We start from the raw sequence: 18,010 nt of genomic DNA on the forward strand, positions 1-18,010 counted from the left end.
ACGGGGATGGCGCCTCCGCTGACCCCTCCCCCCGCACCTGCCGCATCCACTCCAACCCCGATGATGGCGCAGTATCTCGCGCTCAAGTCGGACGCGGCAGATTGCCTGCTGTTCTACCGGATGGGCGACTTCTTCGAAATGTTCTTCGACGATGCGAGGATCGCCGCGGCGGTGCTCGACATCGCGCTCACCGCGCGCGGGGAGCATCACGGCGTGCCGATCCCGATGTGCGGCGTGCCGGTCCACGCCGCCGACGCCTATCTCGCGCGCCTCATCAAGGCCGGGCACCGCGTCGCGATCGCCGAACAGACCGAAAGCCCGGCCGACGCCAAGAAGCGCAGCGGCAAGACGCTCGTCTCGCGCGCCATCGTCCGCGTCGTGACGGCGGGGACGCTGACCGAGGAAGCGTTGCTCGACGCGCGCACCGCCAATTGGTGCGTCGCGATCGGCGAGGCGGCGGGCGGCGTCGCGGTTGCCGCCGCGGATATCTCGACCGGGCGTTTCGAGCTGATCGAGTGCGATGCTGCCAGTCTCGGTGCTGAACTCGCGCGGCTTGCGCCGGCCGAAACGATCGCATCCGAGGCTACCGCGTTTGCCGACACGGCGACGATGCTGCGCCCGCGCGCCGATTTCGACAGCGGCCGCGGCGAGACGCGATTGAAGGCGCTGTACGACGTTGCGACGCTCGACGGCTTCGGCCAGTTCGGCCGCGCCGCGCTTGCGGCGGCAGGCGGTCTCGTCGCCTATCTCGACCATACCGCCAAGGGCGCGATCCCGTTCCTGCGCCCGCCGCGCCTGGCGCAAACGACGCAGCAGATGGCGATCGATGCGGCGACGCGCGAGAGCCTTGAGCTCACGCAGACCACCAACGGCGCGCGCAAGGGCAGCCTGCTCGACGCGGTCGATCGTACCGTCACTGCGGCGGGCGCGCGGCTGCTCGCCGCCGATATCGGCGCGCCGCTGATGGACCGCGGCCGGATCGAGGCGCGGCTCGATCTGGTCACCTTGCTCGCCGAGGATGCGGGGCTGCGCGAGGCGTTGCGCGGTACGCTGCGCAGCATGGCCGATATCGGCCGCGCGCTCGGACGCCTCGCCGCGGGGCGCGGTTCGCCGCGCGATCTCGGGCAATTGCGCGACGGGCTCGACGGCGCGTGGCGATTGGGCGAGCGGCTTGGCAAGATCGATCAGCCGCCGGCCTTGCTTGGCGAGCTGGCCCCAGCGCTCCGCGGTCACGGCGCGCTGATCGACCTGCTGACGCGCGCGCTCGTCGCAAGCCCGCCGATCGACGCCTCGGACGGCGGCTATATCGCGCCGGGCTATGACGCCGCCCTCGACGACCTGCGCGATGCGGGTGCCGGCGGACGTCGCGCGATCGCCGCGCTCGAGGCCGACTATCGCGGCCGCACCGGCGTCACCGCGCTGAAGATCCGCCACAACGGCGTGCTCGGCTATCATATCGAAGTGCCCGCGCGTTTCGGCGATGCGCTGATGAAGCCCGAGAGCGGCTTCACCCATCGCCAGACGATGGCTGGCGCGATCCGCTTCAACGCGCCTGAACTCCACGAGGTCGCGCTGAAAGTGACCCAGGCCGGCGCCCACGCGCTGGCGGCTGAGGCAGCGCACCTCGAAGATCTGATCGCCGCCGCGCTCGCCAAGCGCGAGGCGGTCGCCGCGACCGCTGATGCGCTCGCGCGGCTCGATGTCGCGGCCGGCCTTGCCGAACGCGCGACCGAGGGCGGTTGGGCGCGCCCGACGCTGGTCGATCACGCCTGTTTCGATATCGTCGGCGGGCGGCACCCGGTCGTCGAGGATGCGCTTGCGAAGCGCGGCGAGCGCTTCGTCGCGAACGATTGCCGCCTGTCCGAAGACTCGCGGCTGTGGCTCGTCACCGGCCCGAACATGGGCGGCAAATCGACCTTCCTGCGCCAGAACGCCGCGATCGCGGTGCTCGCGCAAGCCGGCAGCTACGTCCCCGCCACCGCCGCGACGCTCGGCCTGGTCGATCGGCTGTTCAGCCGTGTCGGCGCATCGGACAATCTCGCGCGCGGGCGCTCGACCTTCATGGTCGAGATGGTCGAGACCGCCGCCATCCTCGCGCAGGCGACGCCGCGCAGCTTCGTCATCCTCGACGAGGTCGGCCGTGGCACATCGACCTATGACGGGCTCGCGATCGCCTGGGCGGTGGTCGAGGCGATCCACGAGGACAATCGCTGCCGCTGCCTGTTCGCGACGCATTATCACGAGCTGACCCGCCTCGCCGAGCGCTGCGACGCGCTGACGCTCCACCACGTCCGTGCGCGCGAGTGGAAGGGCGAGCTTGTGCTGCTCCACGAAGTGTCCGAAGGCCCCGCCGATCGCAGCTACGGCCTCGCCGTCGCACGCCTTGCCGGCCTGCCGCCCGCCACGATCGCCCGCGCGAAGGCGGTGCTCAGCAAGCTCGAGGCCGGCCGCGCCAAGACCGGCGGGCTTGCCGCGGGGCTCGACGACCTGCCGCTGTTCGCCGCCGCGCTCGAAGTCGCGGAAGAGCAATGCGACGCGATCCGCGCCGCTGTCGAAACGCTCGACGTCGACGCGCTGACCCCGCGCGAGGCGCTCGAGACGCTCTACCGGCTCAAGGCACTCGCGCGGGAGTAGCGGCCCCTCGCGGGTTCAAGCGCGGGCGAAGAGCGTCAGCGTCATCGCCGCGCGCGGCACGAAGCCCATCGACCGGTAGAGCGCGACCGCCGGGTTATCCGGATAGTGGTGCAGAAAGACGCCCTCGCCGCGCTCGAGCCGCGGCGCGATGACCGCTTCCATCAGCGCACGCGCATAGCCCTGCCCGCGATGATCGGGATGCGTGCAGACCGCGCTCACCTCGGTAAAGCCGGGCAGCTTCATCCGCTCGCCCGCCATCGCGACCAGCCGCCCGCTGCGCCGCACACCTACATAGCCACCCTGCAGATAGGTATTGGGAAAGAACGGCCCCGGCGCGGTCAGCGTTGCGAGCTCGAACATCTCGGCAGCGTCGGCCGCGCCAAGCGGGACGACGTCGATCGTCCGGCCGGCGCGGGTAAGCTGCATCGCGACCATCTGGTCGAGCCGCCGCTCGGCGTCGACGACGGTCCCTGGCAGCGGCGGCGCCGCGCCGATACCGACCGTTGCCAGCACGCCCTGCACGGGGACCAACGCCGCAAGCGCGGCGAGCGCTTCGGGCGACGCGTCGGCGGCGGCACCGAACAGATTGACGTCGGGGCGGAACCGCACCGCCCGCGCATCGCCGATGGCCAGCGCGGCATGCCGCCCGGTGAGGCTGTGCCAGACGGGACGGTCGAGGGGGGTGGAAGCGGGCGTCGGATCGGTCATGCGGTCGCTGGACCACAACGCGCGCCGCCGCGCATCCCGGCGCTTGCGCCCAAAGGTGCCGCGCCGCTCACGGCACCTCGATCGTCAGCACCGGCTCGGCGATCGCCACCGTTTTGTGGAAACCGCGCAGGTCGAGATGCGTCGTGCCATTCTCGTCGCTAATGACATCGACGAACTCGTGGTCGATCAGCACGGTCTCGCGGACATAGCGCTGGCCGCCGAGCGACTGGCTCGCGAGCAATGTGTCGATCCCGCTGATCGACAAAGTCAGCAGGAAGCGATCGTTCGCGTCCGCCAGCGCGGCGAGCACCGGGCTGTCGTCGTCGAGGATATGAACCAGCGTCCAGGCCAGCCCGAGCATCGGATTACGACTCCGCACCAGCGGCAATTCGCTCAGCCGGCGAAAGGTTCGGCCGTCGCCGAGATGCACTGTTTCGAGCCAGCTCATCTGCGCCGTGACGTCGGCGAGCGGTCGCGACCGTTTCGAGGCGACGCGGATCATCAGCGCGCGCCGCCCAAGATAGCGCCCGATCACCGCGACATCGCTGAAGATCAGGCTTTCGCGCGGGCGGGCGAAGCGCGCGAAGATCAGCCCGGTGATCGTCGCCGAGAAGAACAGGCCGATCAGGATCTCGACCGCGGCGATCGCATGGCCAAGCCGCGTCACCGGCGCCATGACGCCGTACCCGACGGTGCCGAGCGTATCGACCGAGAAGAAGAAGCCGTCGATCACCGATCCGGGCTGCATCGTCCCGATTGCACCGGGGAGCAGCGCGTAGATCGTGCCGAACACCAGATTGATCGCGACGAAACTCGCCGAGACGAGCGCGATGAACCACGGCCAGCTCATCTCCATCACGCCGTAATAGAGATCGCCATAGGGCGACGGCCCACCGGTCTTGACGGCGGGGAAGCCGCCCATCTGGACGATCTGGCGGCGCGGGGATCTGGGCATGGCGCGAACCTTGGACAGGCGCGCGCTTACGTCAAGTCGCGTGGACGGACGCACACTTACCCCCTATCTGCGCTGCATGGCTTCCCGCTTCGAATCCGTCCCCCAGCGCCGCGCGATCATCGACCGGCGCAGCCTCGCCGATGCGCTCGCCGCGCTCGATGGCGACAAAGCGGCGTTGCGCGCGCAAGGCACCGCACTGCTCAAGGCCGCGCTCGATGCCGGGCGCGAGGAAATAGCGCAGCGGCTGATCGAACATCCCTCACGCGGGCTCGAGATCGCCGCGAGCCAGGCGTTCCTGACCGACCAGTTGCTGCGGCTGCTCTACGATTTCACGACCGAGCGGCTCTATCCCAACAGCAACCCGACCGCCGCCGAGCGCATCACGATCATCGCGGTGGGCGGGTACGGGCGCGGCGAGATGGCGCCCTATTCGGATGTCGATGTCGGCTTCCTCACCCCTTGGAAGCAGAGCGGCTGGACCGAGCAAGTGATCGAGACGATCCTGTACGCGCTATGGGACTTGGGCATGAAGGTCGGCCATAGCAGCCGCTCGCTCGACGAAATGGTGCGCCAGGCCAAGAGCGATGTGACGATTCGCACCGCCTTGCTCGAGGCGCGCTACGTCTGGGGCGACCAGGCCGTCTATGATGAGGCGGCACGGCGCTTCAAGGCTGAGGTCCAGGCCGACAGCGCGCGCCAGTTCATCGCCGACAAGCTCGCCGAGCGTGACGTGCGCCACAAGAAGATGGGCGACACGCGCTATGTCGTCGAACCCAACGTCAAGGAAGCCAAAGGCGGCCTGCGCGATCTCCACACGCTCTTCTGGATCGGCAAGTTCGCCTATAACGTCAGCGAGCCCGCGCAACTGGTCGAGGCAGGCCTGCTCAGCCGCGACGAATATCGCCAGTTTCACCGCGCCGAGAATTTCCTCTGGGCGGTGCGCTGCCACCTCCACGCGATCTCGGGCCGTGCCGAGGACCGACTGACCTTCGACCTGCAGCGCGAGATTGCCGAGCGGATGCGCTTTGCCGACCGTCCCGGCAAATCCAAGGTCGAACGCTTCATGCAATTCTACTTCCTGCAGGCGCGCACCGCGGGCGATCTGACGGGGGTCTTCCTCGCGCATCTCGACGAGAAGTTCGCCGCACGCGGGCGGCGCTTCGGACTGCCGACGCTCCGCCGATCCCCGCGCAAGCTCAACGGCTTCACCGTGATCCGCGGGCGGCTCGCCATCCCCAGCGACGACTTCCTCGCAGAGAAACCGACGCGGCTGCTCGAACTGTTCGCGCTCGCCGACAAGCACGGCCTTGAAATCCATCCACTGACGATGCGCGCTGCCGCGCGCGATGCGAAGCTCGCCGACGACATCCGCCAGGACCCGACCGCCAACGCGCTGTTCCTCGACGTGCTGACCTCCCCGCGCGACCCCGAGATCGTGCTGCGCTGGATGAACGAGGCCGGCGTGTTCGGCCGCTTCGTTCCGGATTTCGCGCGCGTCGTCGCGCAGATGCAGTTCGACATGTACCATCATTATACCGTCGACGAGCATACGATCCGCGCGATCGGGCTGCTGTCGAAGATCGAACATGGCGATCTCGAGGTCGACCACCCGCTGGCGACGGTCCTGCTCCACCAGATCGTCTCGCGCCGTGCGCTCTATGTCGCGGTGCTCCTCCACGATATCGCCAAGGGCCGCGGCGGCGACCATTCGATCCTCGGCGCCGAGGTGGCGCACAAGCTGTGCCCGCGTTTCGGCCTGAGCCCGGCCGAGACCGAGACTGTTGCCTGGCTGGTGCGCTTCCACCTGCTGATGTCGGCGACCGCGTTCAAGCGCGACCTGTCGGACTTCAAGACGATCCTTGATTTCACCGAGATCGTGCAGAGTCCCGAGCGGCTCCGGCTGCTGCTGCTGCTGACCGTCGTCGACATTCGCGCGGTCGGGCCGGGCGTGTGGAACGGCTGGAAGCGGCAGTTGCTCGCGACGCTCTACGACTCGGCCGAGGAAGTGCTGCGGCTCGGCCACAAGCAGAAAGGCCGGAGCGAGCGCGTTGCGGTCAAGCAAGACGCGCTGCGCGCGTTGCTCGGCTGGAGCCCCGAACAGTTCGACGCGCTCGTCCGCCGACTGCCCGAACCCTATTGGGTCGCCGAGCCCGAGGATGTCATCGCGCGCAACGCGCGCCTGGTCGCCGACGCGGGTGACGCACAGCTTTCCATCGCGGCGCAAGTCTATCCCGAACGCGGCGCGACTCTGGTGACGATCTACGCGGCCGATCATCCCGGGCTGTTCTACCGCATCGCAGGCGCGATCAGTGTCGCGGGCGGCAACATCATCGACGCACGAATCCACACCACGCGCGACGGCATGGCGCTCGACAATTTCCTCGTCCAGGATCCGTATGGCCGCCCGTTCGACGAGGCCGCGCAGCTCGAGCGACTGAAACACGCGATCGAAGACGCGCTCGCCAATCGCGGCAAGATGATCGACCGGCTGATGGCCAAGCCGCTCCCCCGCCCACGCGCGGAAGCCTTCGCGATCGCGCCCAACGTGCTGATCGACAACAAGGCGTCGAACCGCTTCACCGTCATCGAAGTCAATGCGCGTGACCGGCCGGCGCTGCTCCACCAGCTCGCCTATACGCTGTTCCAGTCGCGCGTGACGATCCACTCGGCGCATGTCGCGACCTATGGCGAACGCGCGGTCGACACCTTCTACCTGACCGATCTGACCGGAGACAAGATCGCCGCGGTAAGCCGGCTCCGGACGATCGAGCGCCGCCTGCTTGCGGCCGCCGCGGGCGAGCGGATGGCCGACGCGGCGTAGGATATGTCCAAGCGCACGGCTTGCCGCCGCGCCCGCCCGCATGGCATGGCTTCGAAGTGACCACCCTAGTGCAAATCCTGATCGACGCCGATGCCTGCCCGGTAAAGGACGAAATCTACCGCGTCGCGTACCGCGTCGACATCCCCGTGATCGTGGTGAGCAACATTCATTTGCGCATCCCGGTGCATCCGCTGATCTCGCGCGTCGTGGTCGATTCGGGGTTCGACGCCGCCGACGACTGGATCGCGGAGCACGCTCATGCCGCGACGGTGGTGGTGACCGCCGATATCCTGCTCGCCGATCGCTGCCTCAAGGCCGGCGCGGTGGTGATCGGCCCGACCGGCAAAGCGTTTACCAGCAGCTCGATCGGCAGCGCGATCGCGGTGCGCGCGATCATGGCCGATCTGCGCGCCGGCGGCGAGCAAACCGGCGGGCCCGCGCCGTTCCGTAAGGAAGACCGCTCGCGCTTTCTCTCGGCGCTCGACCTTGCCTTGACGAGCTTGCTGCGCGCGCGCTGAGTGCGACCGCGCAATCGGTGATTGGCGACCGTCCCGACGTGCCGTAAATCGCTGCGGGATAATCGATTCCCGCACGCGACTGCATGAAAGGAACGATCGATGCCGGTACTCGGAATTGGCGGCCTGTTTTTCCGCAGCAAGGATCCGGACGCGCTGTCCGACTGGTATCGCCGCCATCTCGGGGTCGGTGCCGGCTGCGTCTCGCTCGAGGGCGCGGCGCCCGACGCGTGGGCGTGGCAGGCGCAAGGCGGTCCGGTGGTGTTCGCACCCTTCGCCGCCGACACCGACTATTTCAGCCCCGACAAGCCTTACATGCTCAACCTGCGCGTCCATGATCTGGACGGGCTGGCGATCGCGCTCGGCGCGGCAGGGATCGACGTGCTGACCAACGAGGCGTGGAACGATCCAGCGATCGGCCGCTTCGCGCGGATCCACGATCCCGAGGGCAATCCGATCGAACTGTGGGAACCGACGACACCACCCCAGCCGACAGTGCGCTGAGCCGCGCCACGGGCGGTTTCGAGACACGACGGCCCGCCCCTCGACACCGAGGAGCGGGCCGCCAGTCTCACCGCGCTAAGCGTCAGAAGCGCGAGCGCAACGTCACGCCATACGTGCGCGGCTCGGCGAGGAAGGCCGAGTAGAGCGCATTGCCGGTCCCGCCGAAATTGGCGACGTTGGCCGACGAGCCAGCGCCCTGGAACGGCGTGTTGAACGCGACCTGGATGTACTGCTTGTTGAACACGTTCTGCGCCCAGAACTCGATCGCCCAGAGCTGATCCTTGCCGCGGATACCGACGCGCGCATTGACCAGCGCAAAGCCGTCCTGCTTCTTCTCGGGCGCCAGATCCGAGCCGGTGTTATAGTCGGAGGTCATGCGGCTATCGACATAGACCAGGCCCGACAGGCCGTTCGAACCAAGATCGGGAGTCCAGGCCGCCGAGGTCGTGACGACATGACGCGGGGCGTTCGACAATTGGCTGCCGGGCAGCAGGAACAGCGCCGGATCGAGCGGGGCACCAGCCGCATTGCCGACCAGATTGCGCGCGATCCTCGTGTCGGCGAAGGTATAGCCTGCCGTCACCTGGAACTGGCGGATCGGCGTCATCGTCGCTTCAAGCTCGACACCCTGCGAGATCACGCCGGGCTTGTCCGCCTTGCCAGTGCACTGGCCGGTCGCGGCCAGATTGTCGGTGTCGCCGCCGTTGAGGCTGGTCGAGCAGCCGATGAGGTTCTGCACGACGAACACCGACCCGTTGAAGGTGTTGAGCTGGAAGTTCTTGAACTCCGAACGGAACGCCGCGACGTTGAGGCTGAAGCCGCGCGTCTTGAACTTGGCGCCGAGCTCATAGCTATTGACCGTCTCCGCTGCGAACCGCAGCCCCGCCGCATCGGCGTTGCTGCGCGGCCCGAACACGCCCGACGCGCCACCCAAAGGCGAACGGTCGAGGTTGTAACCGCCCGACTTGTAGCCCTTGGCATAGGACGCATAGGTCAGCAGGCTGGGGATCGGCTTCCAGGACAGGACCGCGGTGCCGGTGACCTTACCCTCGCCGAAATTGTTCTGCAGGTTGAGCGTGTTGAGCTGCGACGACGAGTTGCCGGTGCAGCTCAGCGTCAGGATGCCGCCGATATAGGCCTTGGCGGCTGCAGGAACCGCCGCACTGGCGAGCAGCGGCGACAGATTGGCCTGCTGCACCGGGCACACGGTGTTGGTGTTGTTGAAGTTCGCACTGAAATTCTTGGCTTCGTGCGTGTAGCGCGCGCCGAGCGTCAGCGAGATGGTGTTGGTGATGTGGAAGATGTTGTGCGTGAAGAAGGCGTAATTCTCGCTCTTCTGGCGATAGACCGAACCCTGGTCGCCGACATTGTTGACGCCGCCGCCGACGCCTGGACCACCGGTCAGGCGATCGAGCCCACCGAGCACGGCGGGTGCGAGTGCGCCGAACGCGCCCGTGATCGTCGCGCGACCGGTTGCCGACAAGCAGCCCGGCGCGGTGTTGTTCTGCAGCGCGGCGTTCTGGCTGATATTGGCGACCAGACGGCACGCGCCAAACTCGCCATATTGCGCACCGAACACGGCGTTATCGACGACCCGCAAGTTCTCCTTCGAGTAGAAACCGCCGACGAGCCAGTCGAGCTTGTCGCCGAAGGCCGAGCCTTGGAGGCGCGCTTCCTGCGTGAAGGTGTGGAACTGGCGGTACGCGTTGCCGTCGGCCGCACGGTGCGTCAGGTCGACATTGGTGTAGTCGACGTCACCGGCATTGCCCGATTTGTACTCACGGTATGCCGTGATCGAGGTCAGCGTCGCGCCGCCCAGATTCCAGTCGGCCTGCAGCGAGCCGCCATAATCGACGGTCGTGTTGCGATAGGTCTGGCCCGGCGTGATCGCGACTTCGCGGTTGAAGGTGCCCGGCGTGTTGCCGGCGAGCGGATAATAGGCGCCCGCGCGCCGCAGGATGTCGACGATCGGATTGGCCGGGGTAACCGACACGGCGCGATCGGCATTGACGCCGGCGCCATTGGCCGCCGCCGCGTCCGGCGTCGGATCGGTCGTCTGCTTCTGGCCGTAATAGGTCGCGCCGCAGCAGCTCTCGTTGCGGTGCGAATAATCGCCGATCAGGCGGAAGCTGAGGTCGGCGGTCGGCTTGAACAGCAACTGGCCGCGGACGAAGTAACGGTTACGATCGTTGACCCGCGATTCGGTGCCGTTCGCCGGATTGACGGTGCGGTAGAAGCCGTCGCGATTGACGTAGACGCCGTCGAGCCGGAAGGCGAGCGTGTCGGTAATCGGTCCGGTCACCCCGCCGGCGAGGCGCTTCTGGTCGTAATTGCCGTACGTGCCTTCGCCATAGCCGCCAAAGGTGAATTTCGGCGACGCGGTGATGATGTTGATCAGGCCGGCCGAGGCATTGCGGCCGAACAGCGTGCCCTGCGGCCCGCGCAGCACCTCGACGCGGTCGATCTCGCCCAGTTCGTTGAGGCCAACGCCGGTGCGGCTGCGATAGACGCCGTCGATGAACACCGCGACCGAGCTTTCGAGGCCGGGGTTGTCGCCGACGGTGCCGACGCCGCGAATGCGCGCCGAGGCGTTCGATTCGCTGCCGGTCGAGGAGATGAGCAGCGACGGCGCGAGCTGATTGAGCGCACGGATGTCCGAGCCGCCCGAATTCTGCAGCGCTTCCTGCCCGACTGCGGAGACCGCGATCGGCACGTTCGACAGGCGCTCCGAGCGGCGCGTTGCGGTGACGATGATGTCGCCCGCATTCGCATCCTGGGTGGCGGCGGGCGCTGTGGCGGGCGTTCCGGCCTGCGCATCTTGCTGAGTGGTGGCGGGGGCGGTCTGGGCGAAGGCAGGGGCCGAGATCGCGACGGCAGCGACCGACAACAAGTACGCGGTTTTGCGCATTTCAGAACTCTCCAACGTTTTTCGTTTTTTGGGTATTGTCGTTCTGATTAGCTACGCAGGGCTGAGCGTAAAGCAAAAAGCCCGCGAGAAACACGATTTAGAAGATGGGTGATGTAGTATGGCCACACCGGCCCGTTCGCCGCAGTGCAGCAAGAATGGGGTGACGTTACGTAAAGCGGGGAAACGCACCGGGCCGGCGCGCAGAGGCGTCGGCCAGCCCGGCAAAGGTAGCCATTAAGGACTTATTTGGGCGCGAGCACCATCAGCATCTGACGGCCTTCCATACGCGGATAGGCCTCGACCTTGGCGGTTTCCGCCACATCGGCCTGGACGCGCTGGAGGAGGACCATACCGAGCTGGCCGTGGCTCAATTCACGGCCACGGAAGCGCAGCGTGATCTTGACCTTGTCGCCCTCGTCGATGAACTCGAGCACCTTCTTCATCTTGGTGTCATAGTCGTGGTCATCGATGTTGGGACGCATCTTGATCTCCTTGATCTCCTGCGTCTTCTGCGATTTCCGCGCGAGGTTCGCCTTCTTCTGCGCCTCGTACTTGAACTTGCCGACGTCGAGGAACTTGGCGACGGGCGGATCGGCGTTGGGCGACACTTCGACCAGGTCGAGACCGACCTCGCGCGCCTGCTCCATCGCCTCGCGCGTGTACATGACACCGAGGTTCTCACCGTCCTGGTCGATCACGCGAACCTTGGGCGATACAATGAATTCGTTGAAGCGAGGGCCATTCATTGGCGGCGCCTGGCGGGTCATCGGGGGTCGGATAGGTGTAGCTCCTGCGATTGTTTCAGAGACGATATAGGGGTTTTTCGGGCAAAACGAAAGGTGGCCTCGCGCATCTTCGTCACCCGGGCCTTGTGCCCGGGTCCACCGTGCACCACGATCCGCTTTCGAAGCGAGACGTGCCCCCCGGCGCACGGCCGGGGTGACAGTCGTGCGGGATCGGCGCCGTTACAGATCGGGGGCCTTGGCGGCTTCGGTGAGCATCGCGATTGCGTCGTCGAGCGTCAGGAATTGCTGGCGATCGCTGCCCAATTGGCGCAGCGCGACCTTGCCCTCCTCGGCCTCGCGCTTGCCGACTACCAGCAGGTTCGGGACCTTCGCCAGCGAATGCTCGCGCACCTTGTAGTTGATCTTTTCGTTGCGCAGGTCGGTTTCGACGCGAATTCCCGCGGCCTTGAGCTTCTCGGCCACTTCGCGTGCGTAATCGTCGGCGTCGGACACGATCGTCGCGACCACCGCCTGTACGGGCGAGAGCCACAACGGGAAGCGCCCGGCGTGGTGCTCGATCAGGATGCCGATGAAGCGCTCGAACGTGCCGAGGATCGCGCGATGGAGCATGATCGGGCGATGCCGCTCGCCATCCGCGCCGACGTACGACGCGTCGAGACGCTCGGGCAGCACGCGGTCGGACTGGATCGTGCCGACCTGCCACGTCCGCCCGATCGCATCGGTCAGATGGAATTCGAGCTTTGGCGCATAGAACGCCCCCTCACCCGGCAGTTCCTCGAACTTCGCCTTGATCGACTCGCTGAGGCTGGACCCGAGCACCGCCTTGCGCAGTTCATCCTCGGCCGTGTCCCACATCTCTTCGCTGCCGAACCGCTTCTCGGGCCGCAGCGCGAGCTTGACCGCATAATCCTCGAAGCCGAGGTCGCGGTACACGCTGTCGAGCAGCTCGCAGAATTGCTGGACCTCTTCGACAAGCTGATCCTCGCGCACGAAGATGTGCGCGTCGTCCTGCGTGAACTGGCGGACGCGCATGATGCCGTGGAGCGCGCCATGCGGCTCATTGCGGTGGCAGCAGCCGAATTCAGCCATGCGGATCGGCAAGTCGCGATACGATTTGATCCCCTGGCGGAAGATCAGCACGTGCGCCGGGCAGTTCATGGGTTTCAGCGCCATCAGGTCGGCGGTGCCGCTGAAGATCGCGGCGTCATCCTCGGTATTGGGGATCTCGTCGGGAACGACGAACATATTCTCGCGATACTTGCCCCAATGGCCCGACTGTTCCCACTGGCGCGCGTCCATCAGCTGCGGCGTCTTGACCTCGGCATAGCCCGCCGCGTCGAGCCGGCGGCGCATATACGCTTCGAGCTGCCGCCACAGGATGAAGCCCTTGGGGTGCCAGAACACCGAGCCCTGCGCCTCGGACTGGAGGTGGAACAGGTCCATCTCCTGCCCGATCTTGCGATGATCGCGCTTGCCGGCTTCCTCGAGCATCGTGAGATGCGCATCGAGCTGCTTCTTGTTGAGCCAGCCGGTGCCGTAGACGCGGCTCAGCATCGCGTTCTTCTGGTCGCCGCGCCAGTATGCGCCCGAGACGCGCGTCAGCTTGAACGCGTTTGGATCGAGCTTGCCGGTCGAGGCGAGATGCGGCCCGCGGCACATGTCGAGCCAGGCACCGGGCCCGTTGCCCGCCTTGTAGACCGTCAGTTCCTCGCCCTCGGGGAGCTCGGCGGCCCATTCGGCCTTGAAGGTCTCGCCCTCGGCCTGCCAGCGCGCGATCAGATCGGCGCGGCTCCACACTTCGCGGATCAGCGGCTCGTTCTTGGCGATGATGCGGCGCATCTCGGCCTCGATCGCGGGAAGGTCCTCGTCGGTGAACGGGCGATCCCGGCCATCGATTCGGGGGGGCGCGAAGTCGTAATAGAAGCCGTCGTCGGTCGAGGGGCCGAAGGTGATCTGCGTGCCCGGGAACAGGTGCTGCACCGCTTCGGCGAGCACGTGCGCGAAGTCATGGCGCGCGAGTTCGAGCGCATCGGCCTCGTCCTTCGACGTCACCAGCGCCAGCTGCGTGTCGCCCTCGAACGGGCGCATGATGTCGCGCAGCTCGCCGTCGATCCGCGCGGCGATGGCGGCCTTGGCGAGGCCGGGACCGATCGCGGCGGCCACATCGGCCGGGGTAGTTCCCGGGGCTACCTCGCGGACGGAACCGTCGGGCAGCGTGATGCGGAACATGGCGGACATTATCGCGGTCTTTCGTGGGACAATAGGAACCGGCGGCTAGGCCGGGAGCGCCGATATAGCCACGTGCAAGCGCGCCGTCATCCCCGGGACTGGTATGGCGGCAATGGGCCCCTTATCTCGTCCGCGGGATAAGGGGGAATATCATGCTGACGGGTCTGCTGCTCTTTGTGATGGTCGTGCTCAGGGGTTTTCCCGAGACCGCGGCGGCACGCTGGCTGGACCGCATGGTGCGCGCGACGTTCGACGCGGTGCGCCAGGTCGAACGCCGGCACCTCGTGTTCCTCGTCCTCATGACGCTTCTCCTGACCATCGGCGTCGAAGCGCTCGCGGTGATGGGCCCGCTCGATCTCGCGACGATCGTCGTGATGTGGGACATCTCGACCTATATCGACATCGTGGTGACGACGGTCGTGGTCGCGACCGCGACGCGCGGCAGTATCGGCTGGCGCGCCCTCGTCGCCCGCTTCGCACCGCGGCGCGCCCCGCGCGCTCGGCGGCAGCGGAGCGCGCGCAAGGCCGCTCCGCCCTCCAATGATGATGAAAGACCGGCGGTGTTCGCACGCGCCGCCTAACCCGTCACCCCGGCCTTGTGCCGGGGCCCGCCGTGCCGCGCGAGCTGAGCCGTCAGTGCATGCATCCCGGTGGACCCCGGGACGAGCCCGGGGTGACGGAGATGGGGGTGGCCGCGCGAACGACCCCTAGCGCAGCAGCACCAGCTCTTCCGCCATCGACGGATGCAACGCGACGGTCTGGTCGAATGCATCCTTGGTCAGCCCGGCCTTCACCGCGACCGCTGCCGCCTGCAGGATCTCGGGTGAATCGGGCCCGATCATGTGGAGCCCGAGCACCTGACCCGTCTCGGCGTTGCACACCATCTTGTACAGCGCGCGCTCGTTGCGGCCCGCCAGCACGTTCTTCATCGGGCGGAAGTCGGACATATAGACCTTCACCGATCCGAACTTGTTCTTGGCCTGCGCCTCGGTCAGGCCGACGCCCGCCATCGGCGGATGGCTGAACACGGCGGACGGGATGTTCTCGTAATCGACGCGGTGCGGTTTGTTGCCGAACAGCGTGTCGGCGAACGCCTGCCCCTCGCGGATCGCGACGGGGGTCAGCTGGACACGGTTGGTCACATCGCCGACCGCATAGATGCTGTCGCAGGTCGACTTGTTGTCGGGATCGACGACGATCGCACCCTTGTCGTCGAGCTCGACGCCGGCGCTCTCCAGCCCAAGCCCTTCGGTATTGGGCGACCGACCGGTCGCGAACAGCACGCAATCGACGTCGATCGGCTCGTGCCCGGTCATCGACACCCGCAGGCAGCCATCGGGCTGCTGCTCGATCCCGCGGAACGCCGCGTTGAAGCGGAAATCGAGCCCCTTCATCATCGAGATCTGGAGCAGGCGATCGCGGATCGATTCGTCATAGCCGCGCAGGATCACGTCGGTCCGGTTGATGAGCGTGACCTTCGAACCGAATTCGTTGAAGATCCCGGCGAATTCATTCGCGATATAGCCCGCCCCCGCGATCAGCACACGCTTGGGCAGTGCGTCGAGATGGAACACCTCGTTCGACGTGATGCCGAGCTCATGCCCCGGGCATTCGGGCACGATCGGCGTCGCGCCGACCGCGATCAGGATCTTGCCCGCGGTGACTTCGCGCCCGTCGCCGAGCTTGACCGAATGCGGCCCCGTCACCGTCGCGCGATCGAGGATGATATCGACGCCGTTATTGGTCAGCGTGTCGGTATAGGCGCCGTTGATCCGGTCGACCTCTTCCATCACATTGTCGCGCAACCGGGCCCAATCGAACCCGAGATTTTCCGGCACGTCCCAGCCGAAGCGCTTGGCGTCCTTCAGATCCTCGGCGAAATGCGCGCCATAGACGAGCAGCTTCTTGGGGACGCAGCCGCGGATGACGCAGGTGCCGCCGACGCGATATTCCTCGGCCACCGCGACCTTTGCGCCGTGTGCCGCCGCAACGCGCGACGCGCGCGTGCCGCCCGAGCCCGCACCGATGACGAAAAGGTCGTAGTCATACTCAGCCATGTCGTGTCCTCTTGCGGCCGCCCATCGGCGGACCGTCGCTCATCATTATCGTTGCCCGGCGCGGCGCATCGGCATCGCATCGATCGTCGCGACCAATGTGGCGCGGTCGATCGGCTCGGCGCGACGCAAGGCGGCATGGCCGTCCTTGCCGACCAGCACCATGCCGAACGCCGCCTTGGGCAGTCGCCAGCGCGTCCGAAGCGCCGCCGCACTGTCCTTCGCCCCACGCACGGTATCGCCCGTAATCTCGACGACCGTGACGTCACGATCGTCGAGCTCCTTCGGCATCCCATCGAGCGCGGCCCGCTGCGCAGTGCGCCGCGCATCGGCCTCGCTCGGCGCGGCGACGATCAGCACGCGGCGCTGATGCCGCATCTCGGCAACGCTCGCCGTTGCCCCCGATGCTGCCACTAGCGCCGCCGCGAGCAGCATCACCCGAACGCGCGCTTGATCAGGTCGGTGGTCGACACGTCGAACGCCTGGTCACCCGCATCGGCGGCCTTGGCCATTTCCTTGCCGAGTTCGACGCCGAACTGGTCGAACGAATTGATCCCGAGCAGCACGCCGCTCACGAACACGCGCTGTTCGTAGAAGGCGATCAGCGCACCCAGCGTGCGCGCATCGAGGTCCTCGATCAGGATCGTCGAGCTCGGCCGGTCGCCCGAATAGCTGCGCGCCAGATCGTCGTTGGGACGGCCCTTCATCAACGCCGCACCCTGCGCGAACGCGTTGAGCAGCAGCTGGCGATGGTGATCCTCGGACAGCGTATCGCCCGGCTCGATCACCGCGACGAATTCGACCGGCACCAGATGCGTACCCTGATGGAGCAACTGGAACACCGCATGCTGCGCATCGGTGCCGACCCCGCCCCAGGTGATCGCCGCGCTCGGCCGATCAAGCGCCTCGCCGTCGATCGTCGTGCCCTTGCCGTTCGATTCCATCTCGAGCTGTTGGAGATACGACGGCAGCAGCCGCAGCCGCTCGTCATAGGCGAAGGTCGCGCGCGTCTCGGCGTGGCGAACCTGCGTGTAATAGAGGTCGGCGAACGCCGCGAGCGCGGGCGCGTTCTGGCTGAGCGTGGTGTGCTGGAAATGCCGGTCCATCTCGGCCGCGCCCTCGAGCAGTTCGGCGAAATTGTCCCAACCGAGCGCGATCGCAGCCGGGAAACCGATCGATGACCACAGCGAATAGCGCCCGCCGACCGAATCGGCGAAGGGCAGCACGCGCGTCTCGTCGACGCCCCATTCGACCGCCTTGTCAGGATCGGCGGTGAGCGCGATCACGCGGCCATAGGCATCCTCGACGCCCGCCTCACCCATCCACTGCAGCACCGAATCGGCGTTGGTCAGCGTTTCCTTGGTGGTGAAGGTCTTCGACGCGATCACCAGCAGCGTCGCGGTCGGATCGAACTTCTTGAACACTTCCTCGAGCGCGGCGCCGTCGATGTTCGAGACGATCGCGACATCGTACGCGGTATCCTCACGCCCCAGCGCATCGACCAGCAGGTCAGGCCCGAGCGCCGAGCCGCCGATGCCGACGTGGAGCACGTGGCGGATGTCGCCGAGCGCGCCCGCCGCGATCGCGTCGATCAGCGCGCGCATCCGTGCGTGGAGCGCGGCGGCCTTGGCATTGTCCTCCTCGCTCCCCTCGCCGCGCTCGGCGACGTGGGTGACCGAGCGGTTTTCGGTGACGTTGATGACCTTACCCGAGAACAACGCCTCGCGCTTGCCGTGCAGGTCCTGCGCCTTGGCGAGCGCCTCGAACGCGGTGACAGCTTCGGTCGTCAGATGCGTCTTGGACCAGTCGAAGTGGATCCCGGCGACGTCGGCGCTGAACGTCTCGAGCCGGTTGGCGTCCTCCGCAAACAGCGTCTCGAGCTTAAGCGAGGGCAGAGCCTCGATCGCGGTCCAGTCGGCAGACATTCAGGCACCTC

Annotated in this window: 13 protein-coding genes; 5 read left to right on the plus strand and 8 right to left on the minus strand. The window is 66.9% G+C overall.

What is annotated here, in order from left to right:
- Window positions 1-60 precede the first annotated feature (60 nt).
- The gene (gene mutS / locus ACVWYO_RS05825) at window positions 61-2,634 is read left to right on the plus strand and encodes a DNA mismatch repair protein MutS (protein WP_457354881.1); all 2,574 of its coding nucleotides are present in this window, start codon (window positions 61-63) and stop codon (window positions 2,632-2,634) included.
- Window positions 2,635-2,649: 15 nt separating this feature from the next.
- Here mutS and ACVWYO_RS05830 read toward each other — a convergent pair whose 3' ends face one another.
- Window positions 2,650-3,342, minus strand: a complete 693-nt coding sequence (locus ACVWYO_RS05830; protein WP_457349181.1) for a GNAT family N-acetyltransferase — start codon at window positions 3,340-3,342, stop codon at window positions 2,650-2,652.
- Between the two features lie 67 nt (window positions 3,343-3,409).
- The gene (locus ACVWYO_RS05835) at window positions 3,410-4,297 is read right to left on the minus strand and encodes an ion channel (RefSeq protein WP_457349182.1); all 888 of its coding nucleotides are present in this window, start codon (window positions 4,295-4,297) and stop codon (window positions 3,410-3,412) included.
- Between the two features lie 76 nt (window positions 4,298-4,373).
- Between ACVWYO_RS05835 and ACVWYO_RS05840 the strand changes: the two genes are divergently transcribed.
- The 3 genes from ACVWYO_RS05840 (at window position 4,374) to ACVWYO_RS05850 (ending at window position 8,137) form a co-directional block, all read left to right on the plus strand.
- Window positions 4,374-7,118 carry a [protein-PII] uridylyltransferase gene (locus ACVWYO_RS05840; protein WP_457349183.1) on the plus strand — a complete coding sequence of 915 codons (2,745 nt, stop codon included), beginning with the start codon at window positions 4,374-4,376 and terminating at the stop codon, window positions 7,116-7,118.
- Window positions 7,119-7,186: 68 nt separating this feature from the next.
- A complete protein-coding gene (locus ACVWYO_RS05845; RefSeq protein ID WP_457354883.1) occupies window positions 7,187-7,636 on the plus strand; it encodes a YaiI/YqxD family protein in 450 nt (149 codons plus the stop codon).
- 99 nt (window positions 7,637-7,735) lie between these two features.
- Window positions 7,736-8,137, plus strand: a complete 402-nt coding sequence (locus ACVWYO_RS05850; RefSeq protein WP_457349184.1) for a VOC family protein — start codon at window positions 7,736-7,738, stop codon at window positions 8,135-8,137.
- 82 nt (window positions 8,138-8,219) lie between these two features.
- Here the strand turns inward: ACVWYO_RS05850 and ACVWYO_RS05855 are convergent, their stop codons facing one another.
- From ACVWYO_RS05855 to thrS, 3 genes are all read right to left on the minus strand, one after another.
- Window positions 8,220-11,045, minus strand: a complete 2,826-nt coding sequence (locus ACVWYO_RS05855) for a TonB-dependent receptor (RefSeq protein WP_457349185.1) — start codon at window positions 11,043-11,045, stop codon at window positions 8,220-8,222.
- Window positions 11,046-11,287: 242 nt separating this feature from the next.
- Window positions 11,288-11,812 (minus strand): translation initiation factor IF-3, encoded by a 525-nt coding sequence (gene infC, locus ACVWYO_RS05860; RefSeq protein WP_037492586.1) that lies wholly within the window; start codon window positions 11,810-11,812, stop codon window positions 11,288-11,290.
- A gap of 198 nt (window positions 11,813-12,010) precedes the next feature.
- A complete protein-coding gene (gene thrS / locus ACVWYO_RS05865) occupies window positions 12,011-14,029 on the minus strand; it encodes a threonine--tRNA ligase (protein ID WP_457349186.1) in 2,019 nt (672 codons plus the stop codon).
- 143 nt (window positions 14,030-14,172) lie between these two features.
- On the opposite strand from thrS, the gene ACVWYO_RS05870 reads away from it, so the two are divergent.
- A complete protein-coding gene (locus ACVWYO_RS05870; RefSeq protein WP_457349187.1) occupies window positions 14,173-14,601 on the plus strand; it encodes a hypothetical protein in 429 nt (142 codons plus the stop codon).
- Window positions 14,602-14,727: 126 nt separating this feature from the next.
- On the opposite strand, the gene gorA is transcribed toward ACVWYO_RS05870, so the two are convergent.
- From gorA to pgi, 3 genes are read right to left on the minus strand one after another with little or no spacing between them, the layout of a single operon-like run.
- Window positions 14,728-16,077, minus strand: coding sequence for a glutathione-disulfide reductase (gene gorA, locus ACVWYO_RS05875; RefSeq protein ID WP_457349188.1), 1,350 nt, complete (start codon window positions 16,075-16,077; stop codon window positions 14,728-14,730).
- 45 nt (window positions 16,078-16,122) lie between these two features.
- The gene (locus ACVWYO_RS05880) at window positions 16,123-16,509 is read right to left on the minus strand and encodes a DUF4174 domain-containing protein (protein ID WP_457354885.1); all 387 of its coding nucleotides are present in this window, start codon (window positions 16,507-16,509) and stop codon (window positions 16,123-16,125) included.
- The gene (gene pgi, locus ACVWYO_RS05885; RefSeq protein WP_457349189.1) at window positions 16,509-17,999 is read right to left on the minus strand and encodes a glucose-6-phosphate isomerase; all 1,491 of its coding nucleotides are present in this window, start codon (window positions 17,997-17,999) and stop codon (window positions 16,509-16,511) included. The genes ACVWYO_RS05880 and pgi overlap by 1 nt, the downstream gene beginning before the upstream one ends.
- Window positions 18,000-18,010: the final 11 nt, after the last annotated feature.

The sequence above is a fragment of the Sphingomonas sp. UYP23 genome (assembly GCF_054059235.1).